The organism is Caballeronia sp. S22 (genome assembly GCF_964261745.1).
GTDB classification, from domain to species: domain Bacteria; phylum Pseudomonadota; class Gammaproteobacteria; order Burkholderiales; family Burkholderiaceae; genus Caballeronia; species Caballeronia jiangsuensis.
Genome location: NZ_OZ180037.1, coordinates 142,872 through 163,600, shown reverse-complemented (window position 1 = coordinate 163,600; position 20,729 = coordinate 142,872). Strand labels below are relative to the sequence as shown.

General features: G+C 62.2%; 19 protein-coding genes. 8 read left to right on the top strand and 11 right to left on the bottom strand.

The window, feature by feature from the left end:
* Nucleotides 1-25: 25 nt before the first annotated feature.
* From ACEN42_RS24465 to ACEN42_RS24450, 4 genes are all read right to left on the bottom strand, one after another.
* A complete protein-coding gene (locus ACEN42_RS24465; RefSeq protein WP_371884979.1) occupies nt 26-2,809 on the bottom strand; it encodes an AAA family ATPase in 2,784 nt (927 codons plus the stop codon).
* Between the two features lie 148 nt (nt 2,810-2,957).
* The gene (locus tag ACEN42_RS24460; RefSeq protein ID WP_187606788.1) at nt 2,958-3,761 is read right to left on the bottom strand and encodes a family 1 encapsulin nanocompartment shell protein; all 804 of its coding nucleotides are present in this window, start codon (nt 3,759-3,761) and stop codon (nt 2,958-2,960) included.
* Nucleotides 3,754-4,797, bottom strand: a complete 1,044-nt coding sequence (locus ACEN42_RS24455) for a Dyp-type peroxidase (protein WP_371884978.1) — start codon at nt 4,795-4,797, stop codon at nt 3,754-3,756. The genes ACEN42_RS24460 and ACEN42_RS24455 overlap by 8 nt, the downstream gene beginning before the upstream one ends.
* A 133-nt stretch (nt 4,798-4,930) precedes the next feature.
* Nucleotides 4,931-5,254: a DUF6566 family protein gene (locus tag ACEN42_RS24450; RefSeq protein ID WP_371884977.1), complete on the bottom strand. Its 324-nt coding sequence runs from the start codon at nt 5,252-5,254 to the stop codon at nt 4,931-4,933.
* A 214-nt stretch (nt 5,255-5,468) separates the two neighbouring features.
* On the opposite strand from ACEN42_RS24450, the gene ACEN42_RS24445 reads away from it, so the two are divergent.
* On the top strand, nt 5,469-6,194 hold the full coding sequence (locus ACEN42_RS24445; RefSeq protein ID WP_371884976.1) for a haloacid dehalogenase type II: 726 nt from the start codon (nt 5,469-5,471) through the stop codon (nt 6,192-6,194).
* Between the two features lie 107 nt (nt 6,195-6,301).
* On the opposite strand, the gene ACEN42_RS24440 is transcribed toward ACEN42_RS24445, so the two are convergent.
* The gene (locus ACEN42_RS24440) at nt 6,302-6,934 is read right to left on the bottom strand and encodes an NUDIX hydrolase N-terminal domain-containing protein (RefSeq protein WP_371884975.1); all 633 of its coding nucleotides are present in this window, start codon (nt 6,932-6,934) and stop codon (nt 6,302-6,304) included.
* A gap of 8 nt (nt 6,935-6,942) precedes the next feature.
* A complete protein-coding gene (locus tag ACEN42_RS24435; RefSeq protein ID WP_238212236.1) occupies nt 6,943-7,848 on the bottom strand; it encodes a LysR substrate-binding domain-containing protein in 906 nt (301 codons plus the stop codon).
* A 116-nt stretch (nt 7,849-7,964) separates the two neighbouring features.
* Between ACEN42_RS24435 and ACEN42_RS24430 the strand changes: the two genes are divergently transcribed.
* On the top strand, nt 7,965-8,162 hold the full coding sequence (locus ACEN42_RS24430) for a hypothetical protein (RefSeq protein ID WP_371884974.1): 198 nt from the start codon (nt 7,965-7,967) through the stop codon (nt 8,160-8,162).
* A 15-nt stretch (nt 8,163-8,177) separates the two neighbouring features.
* On the top strand, nt 8,178-9,485 hold the full coding sequence (locus ACEN42_RS24425; RefSeq protein ID WP_371884973.1) for an NAD(P)/FAD-dependent oxidoreductase: 1,308 nt from the start codon (nt 8,178-8,180) through the stop codon (nt 9,483-9,485).
* Nucleotides 9,486-9,491: 6 nt separating this feature from the next.
* On the opposite strand, the gene ACEN42_RS24420 is transcribed toward ACEN42_RS24425, so the two are convergent.
* Complete coding sequence (locus ACEN42_RS24420; protein ID WP_187606780.1) at nt 9,492-9,689, bottom strand: hypothetical protein; 198 nt, start codon at nt 9,687-9,689, stop codon at nt 9,492-9,494.
* 161 nt (nt 9,690-9,850) lie between these two features.
* A complete protein-coding gene (locus tag ACEN42_RS24415) occupies nt 9,851-12,166 on the bottom strand; it encodes a sigma 54-interacting transcriptional regulator (protein WP_371884972.1) in 2,316 nt (771 codons plus the stop codon).
* Nucleotides 12,167-12,399: 233 nt separating this feature from the next.
* On the opposite strand from ACEN42_RS24415, the gene ACEN42_RS24410 reads away from it, so the two are divergent.
* A complete protein-coding gene (locus ACEN42_RS24410) occupies nt 12,400-13,035 on the top strand; it encodes a TetR/AcrR family transcriptional regulator (protein ID WP_187606778.1) in 636 nt (211 codons plus the stop codon).
* Nucleotides 13,036-13,047: 12 nt separating this feature from the next.
* Here the strand turns inward: ACEN42_RS24410 and ttdB are convergent, their stop codons facing one another.
* The 3 genes from ttdB to ACEN42_RS24395 are packed head-to-tail and all read right to left on the bottom strand — an operon-like array spanning nt 13,048 to nt 15,907.
* Nucleotides 13,048-13,656 carry a L(+)-tartrate dehydratase subunit beta gene (gene ttdB, locus ACEN42_RS24405; RefSeq protein WP_238212232.1) on the bottom strand — a complete coding sequence of 203 codons (609 nt, stop codon included), beginning with the start codon at nt 13,654-13,656 and terminating at the stop codon, nt 13,048-13,050.
* The gene (ttdA, locus tag ACEN42_RS24400) at nt 13,653-14,552 is read right to left on the bottom strand and encodes a L(+)-tartrate dehydratase subunit alpha (RefSeq protein WP_371884971.1); all 900 of its coding nucleotides are present in this window, start codon (nt 14,550-14,552) and stop codon (nt 13,653-13,655) included. Before ttdA ends, ttdB begins: the two co-directional genes overlap by 4 nt.
* Nucleotides 14,553-14,602: 50 nt before the next feature.
* Nucleotides 14,603-15,907: an MFS transporter gene (locus ACEN42_RS24395; RefSeq protein ID WP_250486626.1), complete on the bottom strand. Its 1,305-nt coding sequence runs from the start codon at nt 15,905-15,907 to the stop codon at nt 14,603-14,605.
* Nucleotides 15,908-16,048: 141 nt separating this feature from the next.
* On the opposite strand from ACEN42_RS24395, the gene ACEN42_RS24390 reads away from it, so the two are divergent.
* From ACEN42_RS24390 to ACEN42_RS24375, 4 genes are all read left to right on the top strand, one after another.
* Nucleotides 16,049-16,972, top strand: coding sequence for a LysR family transcriptional regulator (locus ACEN42_RS24390; protein WP_371884970.1), 924 nt, complete (start codon nt 16,049-16,051; stop codon nt 16,970-16,972).
* Nucleotides 16,973-17,075: 103 nt separating this feature from the next.
* Nucleotides 17,076-18,161, top strand: coding sequence for a tartrate dehydrogenase (locus tag ACEN42_RS24385; protein WP_035500507.1), 1,086 nt, complete (start codon nt 17,076-17,078; stop codon nt 18,159-18,161).
* Between the two features lie 15 nt (nt 18,162-18,176).
* Nucleotides 18,177-19,595, top strand: coding sequence for a pyruvate kinase (gene pyk, locus ACEN42_RS24380; RefSeq protein WP_371884969.1), 1,419 nt, complete (start codon nt 18,177-18,179; stop codon nt 19,593-19,595).
* 81 nt (nt 19,596-19,676) lie between these two features.
* Nucleotides 19,677-20,591 carry a LysR substrate-binding domain-containing protein gene (locus tag ACEN42_RS24375; protein WP_371884968.1) on the top strand — a complete coding sequence of 305 codons (915 nt, stop codon included), beginning with the start codon at nt 19,677-19,679 and terminating at the stop codon, nt 20,589-20,591.
* Nucleotides 20,592-20,729 lie beyond the last annotated feature (138 nt).

Sequence of the window (20,729 nt, the reverse complement as noted above, 5' to 3'; positions counted from 1 at the left end):
CGCCGCCTTCGCTTCATTCAGGCGATCAGCTTTCGCTCTTCGCGGACTCCTTCTTGCCTTCGGCCTTCGTCGCGCTTTTCTTCGCGGCGTGCCTGGCTTTCTTTTCCTTTTCCTTCGATTGCGCCGGAGCTTCGACCTTGGTGAACGCGACCTTGTCGGCTTCCTTGTCGAAGCTCACATCCACCGTATCGCCTGACTTCAGCTTGTCGCCGAGAATCTCTTTCGCGAGATGCGTCTCCAGTTCCTGACGAATCTGGCGTTTCAGTTCGCGCGCACCGAACTCGGGCCGATAACCCACATCGGCGAGATGATCGATGACCGGCTCCTGAACCTTGAGCGTAATGTCCTGCGCCGCGGCGGTGCGCTTGACGCGATCGATCTGAATCTGCACGATCGAGCGGATGTTCTCGCGCGAAAGCCCATGAAACACGATGATTTCATCGATACGGTTCAGGAACTCCGGACGGAAGTGGCCTTTGAGCACGTCCATCAGCTTCGCGCGCATGGCCTTCTCCGAGTCGCGTTCCTTGTCGCTCTTCTCGAGGTTGTCCATGATGACGGACGCGCCGAGATTGCTCGTCGCGATGATGATCGTGTTGCTGAAATCGACCACGCGACCTTTGCCGTCGGTGAGGCGGCCGTCGTCGAAAACCTGCAGCAGCACGTTGTTCACGTCGGGATGCGCCTTTTCGATTTCATCGAGCAGGATCACGCTGTACGGACGGCGGCGCACGCGTTCGGTCAACTGACCGCCCTCGTCATAACCGACATATCCTGGCGGCGCGCCGATGAGTCTCGCCACCGCATGCCGCTCCATATACTCCGACATGTCGATGCGAATCACCGCCTGTTCGTCGCCGAACACGGTTTCCGCGAGCGCCTTCGCGAGTTCGGTCTTGCCGACACCGGTCGGGCCGAGAAAGAGGAACGTCGCGATCGGCCGGTTCATCTGACCCATGCCCGCGCGCGAGAGGCGCACTGCATCGCTGACGGCGACCACGGCTTCGTCCTGCCCGACGACGCGCTCGCGCAGCTTGTTCTCCATGTCGAGCAGCTTCTGACGCTCTTCCTGCGTGAGTTCCGTGACGGGAATGCCCGTGAGACGCGACACGACTTCCGCAACCGATGCGACCGTCACTTCGAGTGTCTCCGATCCGGTCTTGCGCTGCCACGCTTCGGTCAGTTCATCGAGCTTCGCCTGCTTCTCGTTGATGCGTTCCTCGAAGCCCTTCGCCTGATCGAAGCGCTTGCGCGAGGACGCATAATCCTGCTCGCGCTTCAATTGCGCGATCTCCGCTTCGAGTTCCTGAATCTCGGGCGGACGCGACTTCGAACGGATGCGTACCCGCGCCGCCGCCTGATCGATAAGATCGATAGCCTTGTCCGGCAGATAACGCGACGTGATGTATCTATCCGATAACTCCGCCGCCGCGACGAACGCATCGTCGGCGAAAGTCACCTGATGATGTGCTTCGAGCTTGTCGCGCAAGCCGCGCAGAATGACGATGGTCTGCTCGACCGTCGGCTCGGGCACGAGCACCGGCTGAAAGCGCCGTTCCAGCGCCGCGTCCTTCTCGATGTACTTTTGATACTCGTTGAGCGTGGTCGCGCCGATGAGGCTCAGCTCGCCGCGTGCGAGCGCGGGCTTCAGCACGTTTGCGATATCCAGTCCGCCTTCGCCGCCGCCCTGACCCGCGCCGACGATCGTATGCAGCTCGTCGATGAACACGATCAACTCGTCCTGCTTCGCGGAAATCTCGTCGATGAGCTGCTTGGCGCGCTCTTCGAATTCGCCGCGGTACTTCGCGCCCGCGACCATCGAATTGATGTTGATCTCGACGAGCCGCTTGTTGCGCAGATCCTCGGGCACGTCGTCATTGACGATGCGCTGCGCGAGTCCTTCGACGATCGCCGTCTTGCCGACGCCCGGCTCGCCGATCAGGACGGGGTTGTTCTTCTTGCGCCGCGCGAGCACTTCGATCGTGCTCTCGATTTCCTGCGCGCGCCCGAGCACAGGATCGAGCTTGCCTTGCCGCGCCATCGCGGTGAGATCGCGGCCGAACTTGTCGAGTGTCGGCGTGCCGGTAGGTGTATCGACGCGCCCGTCTTCCGCGCCCTTGCCGACGACTTTCACCACCTTCTGGCGCAAGGCCTCGGACGTGACGCCGTATTTCTTCAGAAGCGTGCCCGCGATGCTGTCGGGCACGGAAGCGAGACCGATCAGCACATGCTCGGGACCGACATAAGAATGACCGAGTTCGCGCGACGCCTGGAACGCGTACTGGAACGCCTTCTTGAGACGCGGCGAAATCGTCATCTTCTCGACCGGCGCGTCGGGTTCCGCCTTGCCTTTCTGCGCGTGCTCGTCGATATAGCGCTTGATGTCGTCGGGCGAAAGCTTCAGCTCCTTGAAGAGCGCCTGAACGACGTCGGTGTCGGCGAGCACGTACAGCACCTGTTCGGTGTCGAGCTCGGTCTTCTGCAGTTCGTGGGCTTTTTCCGCGGCACGCTGCAGCAGTTCCATCGTCTGCTCGCTGAAGGCATCGGTGACATCGACGGAATCGCGCGGCACCGAGGCCACCATGTCTTCTTCGTCGTTCTCATCGCCGGCATCGGGCATGCCGCCCATCAGGCGCGACAGCCCGCCGCCGCCCAATAGCGAATCGAACGGGTTCAACATGCTTTGATGCCGCATCAACTGGCGGTAGTCGTATTCGCAGATCGACATCGACTTGCGTTGGCCGTTCTGCACGACGGTCACTTGTGCGACCGCGGGCCGGGCATGACAAATTTCGCAAAGGGCAGCCATGATCGTTATCTCCATGTTCAGGACGGTCGATGCCCGGCCCGAACGATCACGCGCCCTACGATGCAATCGTCAACTCAGGCCGCACCACCGCCAGATGAGCAGTGCATTCCCCTCATAGGTTTTCTTATCGGCAATTCTTCTGATGCGGCTACTCGCCAGCCGCGATGGAAACGGAAGCCTCGCTCGTCAACATCAGGAACGTGAGCGTTTCGCGCAGATAGAGCTGTACGGCTGTGTCGGTATGGCTCGTATAGCCGATCGACAAATCCTGTCCGATATGCAGTTCGTAGTCGCCGCCGCGCGTGGACAGCACGCAGCCGCCCTGAAGCGCGGGCGCCCATACGAGATCGCCGCTCACGATGCGCTTGATATGCTGGATGACCGGATAGCCCTGATCGCTCGCTTCGGCGAGCGCGGTATAGGCATCCGCGCCGAGCAGCACGGAGTAGGGGCCATCGACGCCGGCTAGACGCAGCTTTTCGAGCGCCTGGCTGATCGCGGCGGGATAGTCGGCGACGTCGGCGGGCAGAAACGTGGGCGCGTTCGAACTGCCTTCGCGAATGCCGGTGATGCCGGCGGCCGCGAAGCCGTCGAAGATCGCGCTGTCCTCGGCGAGCGCGAGTTCGTTCGCGGCGGTTTTGGCGGGCTGCCAGTCGCCATCGTTCGAGCCGCGCTCCACGCTGTCGATGGCTTCACGTTGCAGCGTGAACGGCACGGTGAGCTGCACCAGCTGCTTCACGTCGTACAGGTTCGCGAGGACGCCTTGCTTCGGCGCTGCGATCTTCGTCTGATGTCCCGTGCCGATACCCGACAGCGCGACGCCGCCGGGACTCTTCACGTCGACGACACGGCGGCCCGCGAGGGCGCGCTTGAAGGTGCGGGCGACTTCCGCTTCGATCTGCGACCATGCGGCGCCGGAGATCGGCGCAAGCTCTCGATGCAGGTTATTCATCTTGTGACGTTCCTTTGAGTGAGCCGATGTTCAATGTGCCTTCGCTTTCGTTTTCTTGCTGGCTATCGCCGATGGAAGTTGGCGCCGCGTTCGGGTTCCGGTCGGGCAGCTCGTCGAGCAGATCGTTCGACGGCACGAAGAAAAGGCCGCCCGTTACCGCGCGGCTGTAGTCGAGCAGCCGGTCGTAGTTGCCCGGCGGCCTGCCAACGAACATGTTCTCCATCATCTGTTCGATCGGCGCGGGCGTGCGCGCATAGCCGATGAAATACGTGCCGAACTCCTTCGCGCCCGGACGGCCGAAAGCCATGTTGTGCCGGAGGATCTTCACTTCCTTGCCGTTATCGTCGATCGTCGTGAGCGAACTGTGCGAACAGGAAGGCTTGATCGATTCGTCGAGCTCGACATCGGATAACTTTTCGCGCCCGATGATCTTCTCCTGCTGTTCGACGGTGAGGCCATTCCACGCATCCAGGTTATGCAGATACTTTTGCACGATCACATAGCTGCCGCCCGCGAAATCCGGATCTTCTTCGTCGATGATCGTGTAGCGTGCGGCGCTCTTGCCGCTCAGATTTTCAGTGCCGTCGACGAAGCCCACCATGTCGCGCAAATCGAAATAGCGAAAGCCATGCACTTCATCGACGACCGTGACCGCATCGCCGAGCTTGTTGAGCATCTGCGATGCGAGCTCGAAGCACAGGTCCATGTGATCGGCGCGGATATGCAGAAGCATGTCGCCGGGCGTGGCGATCGCGCGGCGATCGCCCTGGCCGAACTCGCGAAACGGATGCAGCGAAGCGGGTCGCGGTGCGCCGAAGAGCCGATCCCACGCATCGGCGCCGAAGCCGCATACGCAGGACAAGTCTGCTGTGGGCGCACGGGTGCCGACCGCGCGGACCAGCGCCGCGATATCGCCGCACCATGAGCGCACGACATCGGCTTTGTCTTCGCCGTGTGCCACGGTTGCAACGATGAAGATCGCGCTTCGGGAAATCGGATTACAGACTGCTTGTGGTTCGGGTGTGTTGTTGGGCATCTGAAGAGTTCGATTGCATGAAGCGGTTGATCGAATCGATCGACAAATCACGGCGGATGCCCGCGCTTAAAAAAAGCGGCGCGCGCATGATCCCCGTGATATTCCAGGCGCGTTCCGGAATCGACGAAATGGTTTATTTACCGGGCGTGAAGGTGTGCCCGGAACGTCGTTCCGTTTCGGTGGTGAACCACGTTTGCGCGTGCCGGCGTGTTGCAACCCAGGAATGATTGGCGTGATCGGTGAGATGTTGCCGGATCACGCGCCGCGCCCGTTCGATGCCGTCGCGTATCGCCTCGTCCTGGGTGCGCCATTCCGGCTGAACGGTTTCGGGCCAGGGAGCGAGCGCGGCCTTGCCATCGCGATTCACCGACAGGTCGGCCACCCATGCGCCGCGTTCGTTACGTCGCGTCGCGACCGAGATTTCGAATCCCGCATAAACGTCAAAGGCAGATTCCATCTGTTCCTCCGATGCGGATCAAGACTGCGATAAGGGCAACCCGAAGATTCATAGGATTATATTGCTGATGTATTCCACGCGCTTTCAGCGCAAGCAGTGGACTGACGATACACCAACTCGATGCAATGAATACTCCGGAACGCACGGTTTTATAACATGACGGCGAGCGCGATGCCGTGATCCATATCATCCTTATCGACTGACAGGAGCGACTGTGAAACTGACCGACTTCGACACGCTGACGTTCGACTGCTACGGCACGCTGATCGACTGGGAAACGGGGATTTTCGAGGCGCTGCGCCCGTTGCTGGATCGCGTCGAACCTGCATTGACACGCGATCGGGTTCTGGAGGCGCACGCGCGTCACGAGTCATCGCAGCAGAAGTACACGCCGGGCAAGCGCTATCAGGAGCTTCTGGCTATCGTCTATAAGCGGCTTGCCGAAGAGTGGGGCGTGTCCTTCACGCAGGACGATTGCATCGCTTACGGCCGCTCGATTCGCGATTGGCCGGCTTTCCCGGATTCCGCGGATGCGCTCCGGTATCTGAAGCAGCATTACAAGCTCGTGATTCTGTCGAATGTCGACAACGAGAGCTTTGCCCATAGCAATGCAAGGCTACAGGTTGAATTCGACGCGATCATGACGGCGGAAGATATCGGATCGTACAAGCCTTCGCCGCGCAATTTCGAATACATGCTGGAAAAGCTGGGCGAGCGCGGTATCCGGAAAGAAACCATTTTGCATACGGCCGAAAGCCTTTTCCACGATCACAAACCCGCGAACGGATTCGGCCTCGCATCGTGCTGGATTTATCGCCGTCATTCGCAGCCCGGTTTCGGCGCGACGATGGACCCGGGCGCTCAGCCGAACATCGACTTCCGATTCAACAGCATGGCGGAACTGGCGAACGCGCATCGCGAGGCGTTGCTCGATAAGTAGCTTGCGTGTCGGATCGAATTTGATCGGAGGACTAACTATCAGCATGATGCAACTAACCGTCAATGTTTTATGCCACCTTTCGCAGCTTCGCCATCGAGTGACAGCCGTCAGTCGAAGTCCACCTTGCTGCCGCGCCGCAGTTCGTCCAGCCGTCGAATCTGCGCGGGCATGATCCGCCCCAGCGACAGTGATGGAAGGCGATCGAGATCGAAGAATGCGACGGCATCGGTTTCCGCGCCGATCACGTCGCCCGCTCGCACGATCTCACCGAGGAAAACGAGCTTCCAGATATGAAACACCGACGGCGGATGAGGATGCTTCGCCGTATCCCAGGCCGCGAGCAGGCGAACGATCTCGACCGTATAGCCGCTTTCCTCGCGCGCTTCCTTGGCGGCGTTCTCGGCGGGTGAGAGTCCCACATCGGCCCAGCCGCCGGGAAGCGACCACAGTCCATCGGCGGCCTCGCGCACGAGCAGGATCTGTCCGGCGTCGTTGAATACGGCGCATCGGACGTCGAGTTTCGGGTTCGCATAGCCCGACTCGAACGCGAAGAGTTCGGCCACCTTGCCTGTTTCCATCGAGGCGATATCGGCGATTTGCGCATGAGCGATCGCCGCTATTTCCTCGTAACGCTCCTTGTCGAAGACGCCGGTCGTGTAGTGGAGTCCTGTTTGCGCGAGTGCGAGCAGGCGGCGAGCCTGTTCGAGTCGTCGACTGGATGATGGGTTATCGGCTTGCATGATGGCGCTCACTCCTCGGTCTCGATGTATGACTGCGCCGCGATCAGCAGCCAGTGTTCGAATGTTCGCAGCAGCGGAGAGTTCTGCTTGCGCTCGGGATAGACGAGGTAATAGCCCTTGTCGCTCGGCAAGGACAACTCGAAAGGCCGCACCAGTTCGTGAGCGCGAAGCTCATGCGCGACCAGGAACCTCGGCACCAGTGCGATGCCGAGACCCGCTTTCGCCGCTTCGACGAGCATCGAGAACAACTCGTATCGCTGACCCTTCATGCTGTCGACGTCATGCACGGCCGCCTGAGCGAGCCACTGCCGCCACGCATCCGGACGCGCTGACTGATGCAGCAACGTGAAGCCGGCGACGTCCCGCGGCGCGAGTTTCGCTCTGCCCGCAAGCAATCGCGGGCTGCACACCGCGGTGATCTCCTCTCCGAACAAATACTTCGCGACCGAACCGGGCCACACCGGATCGCCGAAATGAATCGCGGCATCGAACGGCGTGTCCTTGAACAGAAACGGCGCGGCTCGCGTGGTCAGATTCACGACGATGTCATCGTGCGCCGCATAGAACTCGGGAAGCCTCGGAATCAGCCAGCGCGTGGCGAATGTCGGGATGACCGCGAGTTCGAGAATGCCGCCCGCGCTACGGTGCGCCATCGCGGCCAACGTGTCGCGTTCGAGGCGCTCCAGGTTCTCTCGCACGCGCTTCGCGTAGATTTCGCCCGCTTCGGTGAGACTGATTCTTCGCTTGAAGCGGTTGAAAAGCGGCGTCCCGAGATATTCCTCCAGGCTCGCGACCTGACGTCCCACCGCGCTTTGTGTCAGCGACAGCTCTTCGGCCGTGCGAGTGAAGCTCAGATGTCGGGCTGCCGCCTCGAAGGCGATCAAAGCATCGATGCTCGGTATCTTGCGTCTCACACATCCTTCCCGTTACGCACAACGTTGAGTATTTATTTCGTTTGCAGGCCATTAATGGTGCCATGAGAATCGATCCGACATCACCGCTCTATGAACCGGACGTTCTTATCCAAAACATGAACCACTATATCGACGACGACGCATTTTCTTTCCAGGCTTTCCTGAAGGGTCATTTTCCCACGTCGAAGCATGTCATCGACAAGACGCGCAGTTCGTCATATTCGAAGCTGCTGGAAGGACCCGTTGCGATCATGGCCGGCAATGTCCCGGAACGCGCGGACGCCAATTCGGCCGCCATTCTGGGCTACAACTGAACGCGAGGGCAGCCTATGCATCGGATCGTAATCGTAGGGGGCGGCGCGGGCGGTCTCGAACTTGCCACCCGGCTCGGCAACCGGTTAGGCAAGGCGGGACGCGCGCACGTGACACTAGTCGATCGTTGCGCCGTGCATGTGTGGAAGCCGCTATTGCATGAAGTCGCCGCCGGCAGCCTCGATACGCACGCGCACGAAATTGCCTATGCGGCTCACGCTCACTGGAACGGCTTCACGTTCGTTCATGGCGAGATAACGGCGCTCAACCGCGCGAGCCGCTCCGTGAAGATCGGTCCGATGTTCGAATCCGATGACAGCGATGCCGAAGTGCTGCCGCCTCGTGGCCTCGAATACGATACGCTGGTGCTCGCCCTCGGCAGCCGGACGCATTTCTTCGGCGTGCCGGGCGCGGAAGAACACGCCATCGCGCTGGATACGCTCGAACAGGCGGAGCGCTTGCGCAAGCGTCTGCTTCAGGTGTGCCTGAGAAAGCGCGCGCACGGCACGACGGAAACGAACGAGGCGGTGGACATCGCCATCATCGGCGGGGGCGCGACGGGCGTCGAGCTTGCAGCGGAACTCAGGCGCATGGAGCACACGTTGAAGCAGTTCAGGCTGCTCTCCGAAAGCCCTCGCGCGGCCATGCGCATCTCGCTGCTGGAACGAGGCGATCGCGTGTTGCCCGCGCTTGCGCAAAGGGTGTCCGATACCACGCGCGACACGCTCGAAACGATGAACATTTCGGTGAAGGTATCGACATCCGTGACGAGCGTGCGGCCGGAAAGCGTCGAGGTTGGAGGCGGCGTATCGATTCCCGCCGACATCACGATCTGGGCCGCCGGCATCAGGGCGCCGGGCGTTCTGGCATCGCTCGACGGCATCGCCGTGAATCACATCAATCAGGTCAAGGTCACGCCTTCGCTGCAGAGCGAAACCGACGCGAACATCTTCGCGCTGGGCGATTGCGCGAGTTGCGCGTGGACGGCGGACGTACTCGTGCCGCCGAGAGCGCAGGCCGCGCACCAGCAAGCGATGTTCTTATGCAAGGCGCTCGGCGCGCGCATCGAAGGGCGCGCGATCGGTGCGTTCATGTACAAGGATCACGGCTCGCTCGTGTCGCTGGGTTCGCCGACAGCGGTAGGCAGCGTGGCCGGCATCACCAGCACCGGGAAGTTCTTCGTCGAAGGATTCATCGCGAAGCTGATGTACGCGGCGCTTTATCGAAAGCATCTCGTTGCCGTATCGGGCTTGCGCCGGACTGTGTTCGGACTCGCTGCGCATGGACTCGGACGCTTGCTCGCGCCGCGAGTCAAGCTGCATTGACTGGCTTCATCGCTGTGTCGATTCGAGCATGGACAACTTGCGCTTCAGACGATCGATGCGTTGCGCGAGTGGCAACGCCAGGGTCGGCCCTCTGAGCGAATCGATGCGCGCATGCCAGTACGCGAACGGGAACGTGCCGTCGCAAGCCTGTTCGACGACGCGCTCGAGATGCAGCAGGTCTCTTTCGATGATGAATTGAAGCATGACTGAGGCGCACGAACGCGTTCGGGTGGAAGGCGTTATATAGCAACCGCCGTGCCAACGCATGCTGTCCGTGCGCTGCCCGATCCGTCGGCGCGGATAGAGGCGAGAAAACGGTCAGTCGCGTCCGCGCGAACGAGCCGATGTGGACGATTCCGTCCAGTTCATCCGGCGCGAACGCGTCGGTCCGTGAGCATCGGCGAGGACGATTCCTCGCGAAGTTCGGCCAGCAGATCCATCGCGGCATCCACGCGCGGCGTTGAGCCTGGAACGAGCGTGCGCAACGCACGTTCGAGCGTATCGATGCCGTCCTCGATGCGCCCCGACGCACGCAGCAACCCGGCGAGATGGCGCGCGGCGTCCACGCGCGCGGGCACGGAGCCGAGCGCGAGCGCCGTCGAAAGCGCCGTGCGGAATCCCGATTCCGCGGCGCCCGCATCGCCCAGCGCCCATTGCGCGCGCGCCTGAGTGACGAGCAGTTCGCCCATATAGACGCGCTCCTGGCGCGCGAGCGTTTCTTCGATCGCGCCGGCGAGCATGGCCTTGCAATCCGCGGCGCGGCCCGCGCGCAAGAGCAGTTCGCCGTGCTGCCAAGCTTTGAACGAGAAGAACAGCGCGCCGCCGTTGCTCATCATATGGTTGTCGAAGCCATCCAGCATGACGGCTTCTGCTTCATCGAAGCGGTCAAGCGACGCGACGTGACAGCCGCGCAGCACCTGTCCCACGCCGCGATAAAACGCGAAGCCGTGTCTGATCGAGACGCCTTCCAGTTCGCTCGCGAGCCGGCCGAGGCGTTCCATGTCGTCGAAGAGGCACGCGAGCCACGCCGCGCCCTGCAGATTGATCGCGTGTGCGAACGCATGGCCGCCCGCATCGGATGCGCGCTCGATCAGCATGTCCATCGCGTGGCGCGCCCGATCGAAAGCGCCGGTGTGAAAGGCCGATAGCCCTTCGAACGTCAATGCCAGTGCAGCCAGATCGATGCCTTGCGAACCGGTGCGCGCATCGTGCCGTCCGATGCCGGAAAGATTGCCGCGCGCGAGGCACGCGAGTGCTTCCTCGCTGTCGCCGAGCCAGAACAGCGTGTTGGTCAGCGCGACATGCGCTTCGTCCAGCGCGACGGAATCGCCGCTGTTTTGCGCGCGTTGCAGCATGTCGTGCGCCGTCGCGCGCGCGTGCTTGAGTTGCAGCGTGGTGAGCTGTGTCGTCCAGATGCCGAACTGGATCATCGCGATTTCGCGCGCATCGCAGAGTCCTTCGCCGATCGAGAGCGCGGCCGCATAGCACGCGGTCGCTTCGGCATGCAGCCAGCCGTGCACGCTGCGCAGGCTCATGCCCAACAGACGATACGCATCGAACTGCAGACGCCGCACCTCCTCTTGCTCGCCATTCGCCTGCAGCGTTTCCAGACAGCGGCGCAGAAGCGGCGTGGCTTCCGCGAAACGGGCATCGTCGATGAGCGCATTCGCGCGCGCCAGATCGGTGCGCGCATTTCGATGATGCTGCTCCCGCGCCTTGAGCCGACGTTCGATGGTCTTTCGCCCGACCCCGAGCAGGACGGCCGCCGCGCTCTTGTTGCCGCCGCTGCGTTCGAGCGCGCGATCGACGAGCAGGTCTTCGGCAGCGGCGAGCTTGTCGCGTCCCTCCAGTTGCAGAAGCATGTCGGCGAGATTCGCACGCGAGACGCGCTCGGCCTTCTCGTTGGCGAGAAACGGCGCGAGTGCGTCGGCGTCGATCGTCGTGCTTTCCGCGAGCACGCTCAACTGGCTGACGAGGTTGCGCAACTGGCGGATGTGTCCGGGCCACGGATGCGCGCAGAGCTGCCTGATCGCGGCGGCGGAGAATTCGAGCTTGCGCGGATGTTGTCCGGCGAAGTGCGTGAGCAGCGACGGAATGTCCTCGACACGCTGATCGAGGCCGGGCACGGCCAGCACGAAAACGGCGAGACGATAGTAGAGGTCTTCGCGAAAACGGCCTTCGTTCGCGAGCTCGCGCAAATCGCGATGCGTCGCCGCGATGATGCGCCCTTCGAAGCGCAGATTCGTCGACGAACCGACCGGGCGGAAGGTGCGCGTTTCCAGCACGCGCAGCAGTTTCGGCTGCAATGCGAGCGGCAGTTCGCCGATTTCATCGAGCAGCAGCGTGCCTTTGCCGACTTGCTGAAAGAGGCCCTGACGCGTTTCGCCCGCGCCAGTGAATGCGCCTTTGACATGCCCGAACAATTCGGCTTCGACGAGATGCTCGGGTATCGCGCCGCAATTGATATCGACGAACGGGTGATCGCGCTGCTCGCTGCCCGCGTGAACGCGGCGCGCAACCAGCTCCTTGCCAGAGCCCGTAGGCCCGAAGACGAGGACGGGATGCACGGTCGGCGCGATCCGGTCGATCATGCGCACGAGCTGACGAAACGCCGGCGATTTGCCGATGAAACTGCCATCCGCGTCGCCGTGGACAAACGGAACGATTGGGCTACGACTCATTGCTGAGCGCTCCAGGTCAGTGATGGCGGAAACGGTCTGTGCCGCAGTTAACGGCGTTTGTCCGCGATCCTTGAGCACGCTGGAGGCAGCGGCGGGCTATTTTGTTAGCGCTTCATTTTCTCGTCGTCAAGGCGGCAACAATGCCTATACTCGGAGCTAACCCCGCGCCTGTTACGGTCGGCATAATGTCAGACATCAATTAACAGTTGTAATTCGATCGGGGGCCGCAAACCATGAGCGAACAACGAGCAAAACGAGACCCGGAAGGCACGCGACGGCGCATTCTGGAAGCCGCCACCGAGCAGTTCACGAAGTTCGGCCTTGCCGGCGCGCGGGTCGACGCCATCGCCACGGCGGCGGGCACGAACGAACGCATGCTCTACTACTACTTCGCAAGCAAGGAAGGGCTGTACGTCGCCGTGCTCGAATCCATGTACGCGCAGTTCGCGGAGCGGGAGCAGCGCCTCGACCTTTCCGGCCTTCAGCCCGCCGATGCAATCCGCGAACTGGCGCAATCCATCTGGACGCATTTGCGGGAAAACCCCCAGTGGCTGAGTCTCATCAATAACGAGAATCTGCATGAGGGGCGCTATCTGGAGCGTTCGAGCCACTTGCGCGAGACCATCTCGCCGGTGGTCGACCTGCTGCGCGTCACGCTCGAACGCGGCGCGGCAGCGGGGCAGTTCCGTCAGGGCGTCGATCCGCTCGACTTCTACGTGACGCTCGTCGGCATGGGCTATTACATCGTGTCGAACCGCTACACCATCGATGTATTCGTTGGCCGCAATTACGTCGAGCAACGCCATCAGGCGTCGATTGCCGCCATGCAGCTCGACATGTTGCTCGCGTATCTGCGTCCGGCCAGCTAGGCGGCGCGCGGCTTACCTGATGAAGCCGAGCTGCGCGCTGATCCTGTCGAGAATGGGCTTCTTCTTCTCGTTGAACACGGCCTTGTTCTGCTGAATCAGGTTGTTGCCCTTCGTGTCGATGGAAATGATCAGCGGCCCGAACTCCCGCACGCGATTGATCCACAGGGTTTCCGGCATGCCGAGATCCTGCCACTCCGCCCCTTCGATCTCCTCGACGAGCGTCGCGGCCAGCACCGCGCAGCCGCCCGGAAAGATCGCGTGCACGGCCTTGTGCTCCTCGCAGCCCGCGGCCGTTTCCGGGCCCATTCCGCCTTTGCCGACGATCAGCTTCACGCCGGTCTGCTCGATGAACTCGCGCTCGAACTTCTCCATGCGCATGCTCGTCGTCGGGCCGATGGACACCATTTCGAAACTGCCGTCGTCCTTCTTGCGCACGATCGGACCCGCGTGAAAGATCGCGCCGCCTTCGAGATCGACAGGCAGTTGCCGCCCTTGTTCGATCAGCCGCCGATGCGCGACATCGCGGCACGTCACGAGACGGCCCGTCAGATAGACGACGTCGCCGACCTTCAAATCCTCGAGATCTTCGCTCTTGATGGGGGTCGTCAGAATCTTTTTCACAGCACCACTCCTTCGTGGGAAAGGACTTCGTAGGACATGTCGGCATGGATGCGGATCTTGCCGCGCCGATGCGCCCAGCAGCCGGTATTGACAGCGACGCCGATAGTCGACGGATGCCGCGCCGACGACTCGATGTTCACGCCCATCACGCTGTTGTTGCCCTTCAGGCCTTGCGGGCCGATGCCGAGCTCGTTGAGCCCGTCTTCCAGCAGTTCTTCCATCAGCGCGGCGCGCGGGTTGTCGCTCTTCGAATCGACCGGCCGCAGGATCGCCAGCTTGGAAAGGCGCGCGGCGGTCTCGACCGATGTCGAAACGCCGATACCGACCAACAGCGGCGGACACGCGTTGACGCCGCGCTCGGTGATCACGTCCATTACGAATTCGGCCACGCCTTCATAGCCTTGTCCGGGCATCAGCACCTTGGCCGCGCCGGGCAGCGTGCAGCCGCCGCCGGCCATATAGACGTCGATGGTGCAGCTATCCTTCTCCGGCACGATGCGCCAGTCGAGCCACGGAATCTGTGTGCCCGTGTTGGTGCCGGTGTTCTTTTCGTCGAAGGTTTCCACGGCGTTGTGGCGCAGCGGTCCCATCCGGGTCGCGCCGGCGGTGGCTTCGCGCAGGATTTCCTCAAGCTCGCCGAGCAGCGGAAAATTCGCGCCGGCCTCGACAAAGTACTGGATCACGCCGGTGTCCTGACAGCTCGGGCGATTCAGCTTGTCGGCGGCTTCCTGATTGCCGTCCATCGAGTCGTAGATCGACTTGGCGAGCGGGTTCGTTTCCATCGTGCGCAATTCCGCGAGCTTCGCCTTCACATCCTTGGGCAGACGCTTGCCGATGTAAGCGGTGAATTTGGCCATCGTGTCCGTGACGGACTGAATGGCGAGTTCCTTATCCATGTTGCATTCCTCTGACGACGTATCGTGGTGATTGGGGGAGGCGTCGGGTTTCAGTGCACGGCCGCATTGCCGGGCGTGACCGGCGCTTTCTGGGTGCGGGCCAGCAAGAGCGTGAGCACGGCGGACAGCACGAGCAGGCCCGCGACGAAATAGAGCCCGCCCGCGAAGCTGCCGGTCTGATCCTTCACCCAGCCGATCATCGCCGGGCCGGCGAAGCCGCCGAGATTGCCGATCGAATTGATCGTGGCGATGCCTGTCGCGGCTGCGGCGCCGGAGAGGAACATCGTCGGCATGGTCCACAGGGGCGGCTTCGCGCAACTGATGCCGATATTCACGAGCGTCAGCGCAGCGATGAGCCCGACGACGCTGTTGGCCATCGCGGCCACGACGAGCCCGATCGCCGCCGCGACACACGCCAGCACGACGTGCCAGGTGCGCTCGCCGGTGCGGTCGGAATGGCGCGACCAGAAGATCATCGCGATCACGGAAACGATCGGCGGAATCGCGTTGAGGAGGCCCGTCGTCATCGACGAAACGCCGAGCTGACGGATGATCTGCGGCGCCCAGATGCCGAGCGTATAGAGGCCCGCCGACGTGCCGAAGTAGATCAGCGACAAGGCCAGCACACGCGGATTCGCGAGGCCGCTGATGATGCCGTGCTTCGCGCCCGATGTGGCGCGGCTGGCGGTTTCCACGTTCATCACGTTGACGAGCCACGCGCGCTCGTCGTCCTTCAGCCATTTCGCCTTTTCGGGCTTGTCGGTCATGTAGAAGAACACGACGACGCCCAGAATGAGCGCGGGAATCGCTTCGAGAATGAACATCCATTGCCAGCCGCGCAGACCCATCACGCCGTTCATTTCGAGCAATGCGGCGGAGAGCGGCGAGCCGAGCGCCGTGGAGATCGGCGCGGCGGCCATGAAGAAAGCCGTCACGCCCGCCCGGTGCCGCGCCGGGAACCAGTAGCTGAGATACAGGATGATGCCGGGGAAGAAGCCCGCTTCCGCCGCGCCGAGCAGAAAGCGTATGACGTAGAAGCTCGTCGGCCCCTGAACGAAGGCCATCATCGCGGAAATGATGCCCCACGTGACCATCACGCGGGCTATCCACAGCCGCGCGCCGACCTTGTGAAGCACGATGTTGGAGGGCACTTCGAACATGAAGTAGCCCCAGAAGAAGATGCCCGCGCCGAAGCCGAGCATCGAGGAGGTGAAGCCGAGATCGGTTTTCATCGTGATCGACGCGAAGCCGATGTTGACGCGGTCGATATAAGCGATGAAATACAGCAGCATGATGAACGGCACGATGCGCCAGCTGATTTTGCGCAGGGTGCGTTTTTCCAGATCCATGTCCATGGAATGTCTCCTTGTTCCGACGATCAATCGAAGGTGTCAGCCGTCTTGTGCGGCTTCGTACTAGCCAGGACCAAGGTTAAAACCGATGGAATCGCGTATGAATCGAACTAGACTTAATACATCGTTGCAAAAAATTCACGAATGAACATGGACTCGGAACTGGGTTTCTTCTGCCTGCTCGTGAAGCAGGGCAGTCTCGCCGCCACCGCGCGCGAACTGAATCTGACGCCGCCAGCGGTTTCGCGCCGGCTTTCGGCGATGGAAGATCGTCTCGGCGTGCGCCTGCTCAACCGCACGACGCGGCGCATCAGCCTGACGAGCGAAGGCGAGGTGTACTTCTCGAATGCGCAGCGCATCCTGAGCGACATCGACGATATGGAGCAGCTCGTCTCCAGCAGCCGCGCAGCGCCGAAGGGACTGTTGCGCGTCAACGCGCCGCTGGGATTCGGGCGCTCCTATATCGGTCCGTCGATTTCGGTGTTCAGTCAGCGTTTCCCCGATGTCGAAGTGCAGTTGCTTCTCACCGACCGTCCCATCAGCCTGCCCGACGAGAGCATCGACGTCTCCGTGCGGTTCGGCGAGATGCCGGATTCGCGACTCATCGCGAAGAAGATCGCGTCCAACCGGCGGCTGCTGGTTGCGTCGCCGGGTTATCTGCGTGGCGCGGGTCAGCCCGCTCATCCGCATGACCTGACACATCATCAGTGCATCGTGCTGCGGCAGAACGATTCCGCCTATGGGAACTGGCGGTTGAGCCGTGGCGGGCGCACGGAGACGATCAAGGTGCACGGCAAGCTGAGCACCAACGACGGCGAAGTGGCGCTCAACTGGGCGCTCGAAGGCCACGGCATATTGATGCGCGCGGAATGGGACATCGCGAAGTATTTGCGTAGCGGCCGCCTGGTGCAGGTTCTCGACGACTACGACACGCCGCCCGCCGACATCTACGCCGTTTATCCCGAACGCCTGAACCTGTCCGCGAAGGTCGCGTGCTTCGTCGATCACCTGCGCGACTATCTGGGCCAGCATGCCGACGGCCCGACGCGCGTCAGTTCGAACTGGTAGCGCCATTCGTGCATAAAACTTAATAATGCATTAAGTTTGACGCCGGTTTCCGCGCCGGGATGTGGGTAAAGTGAAGTCACACACACATCTGGAGGACGGAGACATGAAGACCTATCGCATCGCGACCATTCCCGGCGACGGCATCGGCAAGGAAGTCGTTCCGGCAGGACAGCAAGTGCTCGAAGCGCTGGCACGCAACACGCAAAATTTTGAATTCCAGTTCGAGAATTTCGACTGGGGCGCCGACTATTACCGTGAGCACGGCGTGATGATGCCCGCCGATGGCCTCGACGCGATCCGCGACAAGGACGCGATTTTGTTCGGCTCGGCGGGCGATCCGGACGTCCCCGATCACATCACGCTGTGGGGCTTGCGTCTCAAGATCTGCCAGGGATTCGACCAGTACGCCAACGTGCGCCCGACGCGCATCCTGCCGGGCATCGACGCGCCGCTCAAGCGCTGCAAGCCCGAAGACCTGAACTGGGTGATCGTGCGCGAGAACTCGGAAGGCGAGTATTCGGGCGTCGGCGGCCGCGTGCATCAGGGCCATCCGATCGAAGCCGCAACCGATGTATCGATCCTCACGCGTGCCGGTGTCGAACGCATTATGCGTTTTGCATTCAAACTCGCGCAGTCGCGTCCGCGCAAGCTGCTGACGGTCATCACGAAGAGCAACGCGCAGCGTCACGCGATGGTAATGTGGGACGAGATCGCGCTGGAAATCTCGAAGGAATTTCCGGATGTGAAGTGGGACAAGGAACTCGTCGATGCATCGACCGCGCGCATGGTCAACCGTCCCGAGACGCTGGATACGATCGTCGCGACCAATCTGCACGCCGACATTCTCAGCGACCTCGCCGCCGCACTCGCGGGCAGCCTCGGCATCGCGCCGACGGGCAATATCGATCCGGAGCACCGTTATCCGTCGATGTTCGAGCCGATCCACGGCTCCGCGTTCGACATCATGGGCAAGGGGCTGGCGAATCCGGTCGGCACGTTCTGGTCGGTCGTGATGCTGCTCGAACATCTCGGCGAGTTCGACGCAGCGAAGCGCGTCATGCAGGCGATCGAAGCCGTGACCTCCGACAAGTCGCTGCACACGGGCGATCTCGGCGGCAAGGCGACCACCGCGCAAGTGACCGCTGCCGTGTGCGCGCTGATCGGCACGAAAGCCGCCCACGCCGCCTGAAAGGAGCTGAAAAGCATGCGCCGCACTCGAAATGCAAAGATCGTCGCTACGCTGGGACCCGCGAGCACCAGTCGCGAAACCATCGAAGCGCTGTACAAGGCGGGCGCGGACGTGTTCCGGCTGAACTTCAGCCACGGCACGCACGAGGACCATCAACGGCGGCTCGAAGTCATTCGCGCCATCGAGAAGGATGCGGGCCGGCCCATCGGCGTGTTGCTCGATTTGCAGGGCCCGAAACTGCGGATCGGCACCTTTGCGAATGGCCCGGTCACGCTGGAGAAAGGCGCGTCTTTTCGGCTCGATCTCGACGCGGCGACGCCCGGCGATCTCACGCGCGTCGCGCTTCCTCACCCTGAAATCTTCGCGGCGCTCGAAGCCCGCACGAACCTCTTGCTCGACGATGGCCGCGTGCAACTGCGCGTCGAGCGCTGCGGGCCCGACTTCGCGGAAACGACGGTCATCGTCGGCGGTCCGCTTTCCGAGCGCAAGGGCGTCAATGTCCCCGATGTCGTGCTGCCGCTTTCGGCCATGACGGAGAAGGATCGACGCGATCTGGAATTCGGCATGACGCTCGGCATCGACTGGCTCGCGCTGTCTTTCGTGCAGCGCGTCGAGGACATTCGCGACGTGCGAAAGATCGTCGGGGACCGTGTGGGCATCGTCGCGAAGCTGGAAAAGCCCGCCGCGATCGGCAGTCTCGATGCGATCGTCGATGAAGCCGATGCCGTGATGGTCGCGCGCGGCGATCTCGGCGTCGAGATGCCCGCGGAACAGGTGCCCGCCATTCAGAAGCGCATCGTGCGCGCGTGCCGCAAGGCCGGCAAGCCGGTGATCGTCGCCACGCAGATGCTCGAATCGATGGTGAGCGCGCCGGTGCCCACGCGCGCCGAAGCATCGGACGTCGCGACCGCCATCTACGACGGCGCGGACGCGGTGATGCTCTCGGCGGAGTCGGCGAGCGGCAAGTATCCCGTGGAAGCCGTGCGCACGATGGACCTCATCATCGCGCAGACCGAACGCGACCCGTACTACCGCGAAGTGATCGCCGCGTCGCACGCCGCGCCGCGCGCGAATACCTCGGATGCGATCGGCTATGCGATGCGCCACGTGTCGGGCCTGCTCGATGCAGCCGCTACCGTCGCGTATACGTGCTCCGGCTACTCGGCGCTGCGCATGGCGCGCGAGCGGCCGGGCGCGCCGATCGTCGGCATGACGCCGCACATCGGTACGGCGCGCCGTCTCGCGCTCGTCTGGGGCGTGCATCCGGTCGTGTGCAAGGAAGTGGTCGACGTGCTCGAAGTGAGCGAGCTTGCATGCGAAACCGTGCGCGCGGAAGGCTTCGGCACGACAGGCGATACGGTCGTGATTTCAGCGGGCATGCCGTTCGGCACGCCGGGCACGACCAATCTGCTGCGCATCGCGCAGATCGAATGACCGGATGACGCAAGGCCGAGCGTAGAATCTCCGGCGCGTGGCGGCGAGCCCATTCGTCGCCTGACCGGAGACGGATGGCTCATGGAAATCAAGTGGATCGAGGATTTCATCGCGCTCGCCCGCTATCAAAGCTTTTCGCGCGCGGCGGAGTTTCGCAACGTCACGCAGTCCGGGTTCAGCAGGCGCATTCAGTCGCTGGAGCAATGGGTCGGTGCCGATCTCGTCGATCGCAGCGGCTTTCCGCCGACGCTCACACCCGCAGGGCAACTCTTTCGCGACGCGGCCGAAGACATTCTCGACAAGCTCTTCGATACGCGCGCGATCATCCGCACCGAGCAGCGCATCGCGGGCAAGAGTCTGCAGATCGCAGCGGGCCATACCATCGCGCTCAACTTCTTGCCCGCGTGGTTGCGAACGCTGGCGAAGCATGTCGGCGAAGTGCGCGCGCGGGTGATTCCGGCGAACGTCCACGATTCGATTCTCATGCTCGTCAACGGCAATTGCGAGCTGATGTTCGCCTATCATCATCCGCAGTTGCCGCTGCATCTCGATCCGCAGAAGTACGAGTACGTGACCGTCGGCGTCGATACTTTCATGCCGGTCTGCAAGCCCAATCAAAGGCTCGCGCCAGCGCACCGTCTGCCCGGCGCGAAAGCTCGTCCGATGCCGTACATCGCGTACACGGACACGAGTTACTTCGGACGCTGCTTCGCGTTGTTGATGGCGCAATCGAAAGCATCGCCCGCTTTACGTCTGCATTACGAGTCCGATATGGCCGAAGTCGTGAAGAAGCTCGTTCTCGAAGGCGAGGGCGTCGCGTGGCTGCCGAAGAGTTCGATTACCGCCGAACTGGATGCCGGCGAACTCGTGGCCGCCGGTCAGTCCGAATGGCAACTGGCGCTCGAGTTGCGCGTGTATCGCGATCTCGCCAATCGCAGCGAATTGCTCGACACGCTCTGGCGTCATCTTCGCGCGTCGTTCGGACCTGCCGAGTAGCGATTTTCGACGCTATGCGAAAATTGCATAGCCATATGCAGCACTAGCATTCACGTTTTTTCTGCCTTCCCTAAGATTCCGTCCTGACACAAGAAAGCGCGGCGCCTCGATCTTCGATGCGCTTGCCATTCCCCGAGC